This window comes from Nonomuraea maheshkhaliensis (assembly GCF_039529435.1).
Taxonomy (GTDB): domain Bacteria; phylum Actinomycetota; class Actinomycetes; order Streptosporangiales; family Streptosporangiaceae; genus Nonomuraea; species Nonomuraea maheshkhaliensis.
Window position 1 is genome coordinate 306 of sequence record NZ_BAAAMU010000252.1, and the last position, 4,854, is coordinate 5,159.

The window sequence follows — 4,854 nt, forward strand, 5'->3', positions numbered from 1 at the left end:
CCCGCGCGGGCTTCGCCCGGCGGGTCGAGCGGGGGGAGGTCGCGGCGGTGGGGGGCGGACAGGTCGGGGCGGGCGGTGATCTCCAGCCGGTCGAGGGTGGAGCCGCCGCCGAGCAGGTCGGCGAGGTCGACGATGAACGGCCCGTACGCGTGCACCGGCTGTGCGGAGCGGCCGTCGCGATAGGCCGGATCGTGGCCGGCGGCGGCGAGGGGGTCGCGCTCCCAGCCGGCGCCGGGCAGGGGGCGGACGATCCCGACCACGCTCACCTCGATCCCCAGGTCGGGATCGTCGGCCAGCTCCCTGCCGAGGCTGACCCGGCTGCCGACGGTCAGGCCGAGCCGCCGCGCGGTGCTCTCCAGCACCACCGACTCCACCCGCGCGGCGCCCGCCCTGGGCAGGCGTCCTTCGGCCGGCTGGGTGCGGGCCGGCAGGTCCTCCACCCCCGACAGGTACGCCACGGCCGGAGCACCGGCGCCGGGGAACGCCCGCATCACGGACGACGCGCGCGCGGCCGTCGTCGTCGCGAACGGGGCGAGGGCCGAGGTGAGCACGGCGCGGGTGTCGTCGGCGACGGATCCGGCATGCTCGCCGCGGATGGTGACGGTGTAGGCGGTGACGTCGACCTGGTCGGGAGTGGCGCGGGAGGCGGCGGTCTCCAGCGCCTGCTCGGCGGTACGGGTGAGCAGGAGGGCGCAGGTGCCGAGCAGCGTGGGGCCGACCACGGCGACGGCCAGGAGGGCCGCCAGCAGGGGCCACTGCGCACGGGCGCGCCGGGCGACCAGCCTCAGCACGGGCGGCTCTCACGACTCACGAGTCGCCCCGGCCGGCGGAGTCGAGCCGCGTCCCCGGATCCTCGTCGAGCCGCCCGTCGTTGATGCGGATCACTCGATCCGCCAGCGCGAGCATCGTCGGGTCATGCGTGGAGACCAGCGCCGTCACCCCTTCCGACTCCACCACCCCGCGCAGCAGCGCCATCACCGACAGGCCGGTCTCGGCGTCGAGCTGCCCGGTCGGCTCGTCGGCGATCAGCAGCCGGGGCGAGGCGGCCAGCGCCCGCGCGATGGCCACGCGCTGCTGCTGCCCGCCGGACAGCTCACCGGGCCGCTGCTCGGCGTGGGCGGCCAGTCCGACCAGCTCCAGCAGCAGCGCGACCCGCCGCTCCCGCTCCGCCGGGGGTACGCGGGCCAGCCGCAGCGGGGCGCCCACGTTCTCCGCGGCCGACAGCACCGGGATCAGGCCGAAGGTCTGGAAGACGTACGAGACCTTCTCTCGCCGTAACAGGGACAGGCCGTCCTCGTCGAGGGAGGTGACGTCCGTACCCTCGACGAGGACTGTGCCGGAGTCCGGGCGGTCCAGGCCGCCGATGACGTTGAGCAGCGTCGTCTTGCCTGAGCCGGACCGCCCGACGAGGGCGGTCATGGTGCCGGCCGCGAGCTCGAACGTCACGTCCCGCAACGCGTGCACGGCGGTCGCGCCGCTGCCGAACCGGCGATGCACGCCCCGCACCCTGACCAGGGGTTCGCCGTTCATACCGGTCATCCTGGCCCGCCGCCGTCGGGACGGATCGAAACGTGATCGGACTCCAGCACCAGCCGGACCCGTCGCGTCAGCGCCAGCGCCTCCCGGTAGTCGCGCGGCACCTGGACCCGCCCCGCCCGGTCCATCACCGCGTACTCCTCGGCGATCACCTGCTGCGCGCCGTCGTCCCCGGTGGCGGTACGCCGCAGCACCTCGCTGCTGGTGCGCCCGTCGCGAATCGCCACCGTCCGCTCCACCTGACCGCTGACCGCGGGATCGTGGGTCACGACGACGACGGTGAGGCCCAACTGCCGGTTGATCTCCCGCAACACCCCGAACACCGCGGCCGACGTGGTGCTGTCCAGTTCCCCGGTCGGCTCGTCGGCCAGCAGCACCCTGGGCTCGTTGGCGAGGGCCACCGCGATGGCCACCCGCATCTGCTGCCCGCCGGACAACTGCGCGGGCCGCCGCTCGGCGCACTCGGCGACGCCGAGCAGGCCGAGCAGCTCGGCGGCGCGCTGGCGGCGTAACCGGCCGGGCGTGCCGGCCGCCGTCATCGGCAGGTCGACCATCTGGCGCGCGGTCAGGTACGGGATGAGGTTGGCGGCGGTCTGCTGGCGTACGAGTCCCACGGTGTGCCGCCGGTAGCGGACCCGATCGGCCCGCGACATGTCCAGGAGGTTCCACCGATCGACCCGCACCCGACCGGCGGTGGGCGCGTCGACCCCGGCCAGGATGGACAGCAACGTCGACTTCCCCGACCCGGACGCGCCGACGACGGCCACCATCTCCCCGCCGTCCACGACCAGGTCCAGCCCCTGCAGTGCCTGCACCTCGACCGACCCGGACTGGTAGATCCGCACCAGGCTCTCGCACACGATCAACGCGTCTCGCCCGGACTCCGGCGCCTGCGCGGGAGGCTGCGGCAGGGACAAGGGCGTGATGGACATCCCCTCCTCAACCCGGACGCAGGCCCCGCTTCACCGCCAGACTCTATCGTCCCGACAAATCCGACCCCAAGACCTCGCGCACCGCGAATCCCCGCCTCTTCCGGCTTGTCCGCCGCCGTGTCCCCGGCGGGCGCGGAATTGCCGTTGACCCTCGCGAGCCGTCAGCCGCCGGCGGGCAGCAGTGCGCGTGTGGCCTGCTCGGCGAGCCAGTCCGTCGCGTCCTTCCAGCTCCAGCCGAAGTCTCGGACGGTCCGCCAAGCCTCGAAGCCGAAGTAGAACCACAACGTCTGCTCGACCTGCTTGGCGGTGAGGCCCTCGCGCAGGCCGCCGACGGCGATCAGGCGGGCGGCGGCGACCTTGAGCCTGTCCCGCACCGCGCGGACCGCCGCCTCGGCCGCGGCGGCCACGTCCGGGTCGGCGTTCCTGTTGTCGAGCAGGATCGCCAGCGCGTCCTGGCGGCGCCTGCGCACCTGCCCGGTGCCCTCGGCCAGGATGCGCAGAATCTTGCGCGGATCGGAGCACGCGCCGATCCTGCGCTCGGTCTCCACCGCCACGGCGTCCGCGGCGCCGTCCTCGGACATCGCCATGATCAGCGCGGACTTGTTGCCGACGCTGGTGTAGACGGTGTTGACGGCGACTCCGGCGGCGGCCGCGATGGCTGCGACGCTCGTCCTGGCGTAACCCTGCTCGGTGAACAGGGCCGTCGCCGCCGCGACGATGGATCGCCGCGTGTCCTCGGCATGCCTGGCCCGCACCGGTGACTTGTAGCCGCGCACACCCATGCCCGGATCCTACCTTCCTCAATTCATTGTAGGGTCTCTACTGTGAATAGTGAATCTACACAATCAATTGAAGAGTCGGTCGTGGTGGTCGGCGCGGGGCCGGTCGGGCTGTGGGTCGCGGCGGAGCTGGCACTGGCGGGAGTCTCGGTCGTGGTCCTGGAACGCGCGGCCGAACGCAGCCCGCACTCGAAGGCCCTGGGCGTCCATCCGCGCACGATCGAGGTGCTGGCCATGCGCGGCCTGGCCCGGCGCTTCCTCGACGAAGGGGTCCCGGTGCCGAAATGGCACTTCGGCATGCTGGAGAGCCGCCTCGACTTCAGCGTGCTCGACACGCCGTACCCGTTCATGCTCGCCATCCCCCAGGTCCGCACCGAGGAGCTGCTGGAGGAGCACGCGCTCGCGAAGGGAGCGCGGATCCTGCACGGCCACGCCGTCACCGGGCTCGACCAGGACGACGAGCGCGTGACCCTGCGCGTGAGCGGGCCGCGCGGCGACTACACCCGCACCGCGCGTTACGTCGTGGGCGCGGACGGCGCGGGCAGCACGGTCCGCAAGGCGGCGGGCATCGCGTTCCCCGGCACGGACACGACGTCCTACGGCTACGTCGGCGAGGTGCGGCTCACGGATCCGGCCGTGGTCAGCGCCCACAACGAGCACGGCGCCCTGATCAGCGTTCCGGTACGCGACGGCAGGCACCGCATCGCCGGCGTGGACGCCCACCACAACGGCGCGGCCGACCCGTTCACGCTGGAGGCGCTGCGCGAGACCTCGATCCGGGTGGCGGGCAGCGACTTCGGCATGCACGACCCCGGCTGGCTGTCCCGGTTCGGCAACGCCACGAGGGTCGCGCGGACGTACCGCGAGGGCCGGATCCTGCTCGCCGGCGACGCGGCGCACATGCACCTGCCCGCGGGCGGCGTCGGCCTCAACGTCGGCGTGCAGGACGCGATGAACCTCGGCTGGCGGCTGGCCGCCGTGGCCCGCGGAGACGCGGACCCCGCGCTGCTCGACGGCTACCACGACGAGCGCCATCCGATCGGCGAGCAGCTCGCGGAGCACACGCTCGCCCAGTCGGCGCTGATCACCGCGACCACGCCCGACGGCGCCGCCCTGCGCTCACTGCTGAACGGGCTGATCGCGACGGTGCCCGAATTCTCGCTGGCGCTGGCCCGCAAACTGTCCGCGCTGGACGTGGCGTACCCGGCGGCCGGGCATCCCCTGGCCGGCACGCGGGTTCCTGGCCTCTTCGAGCTGCTGGAGTCCGGCCGTCCCGTCCTGCTCGGCACGCCGGGCGCGCAGGCCGGAGCTCTCGCGGCGGCGATGGGGTTCTCCGTGGTCGCCGGCGAACAGCCGTGGACGACCGCCGCGGTCCTGCTCGTACGTCCCGACGGCCATGTGTGGTGGGCCACCGACGACGCCGCCGACGCGGAGGCCGTGACGGCGCTTAAGGGGCTCGGCGTGACCTTCGCCGGGGCCGGCCGGGCGGGAACGCCCGCCGGTTGAGCCCGACGATCGATTTGGACGGCAGAAAACGGGACCATATAGTCCAGTAGCGAAATCGAGACGACGCCCACGGCACACCGTTCACGGGGCCACTTCCAGCG

General features: G+C 73.4%; 4 protein-coding genes and 1 pseudogene. 1 reads left to right on the plus strand and 4 read right to left on the minus strand.

Translation table 11 applies throughout. The features are described from left to right. The 4 genes and pseudogenes from ABFX54_RS55805 to ABFX54_RS55820 form a co-directional block, all read right to left on the minus strand. A pseudogene (locus ABFX54_RS55805) lies at positions 1–791 on the minus strand (permease); the annotation flags it as partial. A gap of 16 nt (positions 792–807) precedes the next feature. After that, complete coding sequence (locus ABFX54_RS55810) at positions 808–1,530, minus strand: ABC transporter ATP-binding protein (protein WP_346115471.1); 723 nt, start codon at positions 1,528–1,530, stop codon at positions 808–810. Between the two features lie 5 nt (positions 1,531–1,535). Beyond that, the gene (locus tag ABFX54_RS55815) at positions 1,536–2,468 is read right to left on the minus strand and encodes an ABC transporter ATP-binding protein (RefSeq protein WP_346115472.1); all 933 of its coding nucleotides are present in this window, start codon (positions 2,466–2,468) and stop codon (positions 1,536–1,538) included. A gap of 161 nt (positions 2,469–2,629) precedes the next feature. Next, positions 2,630–3,250: a TetR/AcrR family transcriptional regulator gene (locus tag ABFX54_RS55820; protein WP_346115473.1), complete on the minus strand. Its 621-nt coding sequence runs from the start codon at positions 3,248–3,250 to the stop codon at positions 2,630–2,632. A 42-nt stretch (positions 3,251–3,292) separates the two neighbouring features. Here ABFX54_RS55820 and ABFX54_RS55825 point away from each other — a divergent pair, with 42 nt between their 5' ends. Beyond that, positions 3,293–4,753 carry an FAD-dependent oxidoreductase gene (locus ABFX54_RS55825; protein WP_346115474.1) on the plus strand — a complete coding sequence of 487 codons (1,461 nt, stop codon included), beginning with the start codon at positions 3,293–3,295 and terminating at the stop codon, positions 4,751–4,753. Positions 4,754–4,854 lie beyond the last annotated feature (101 nt).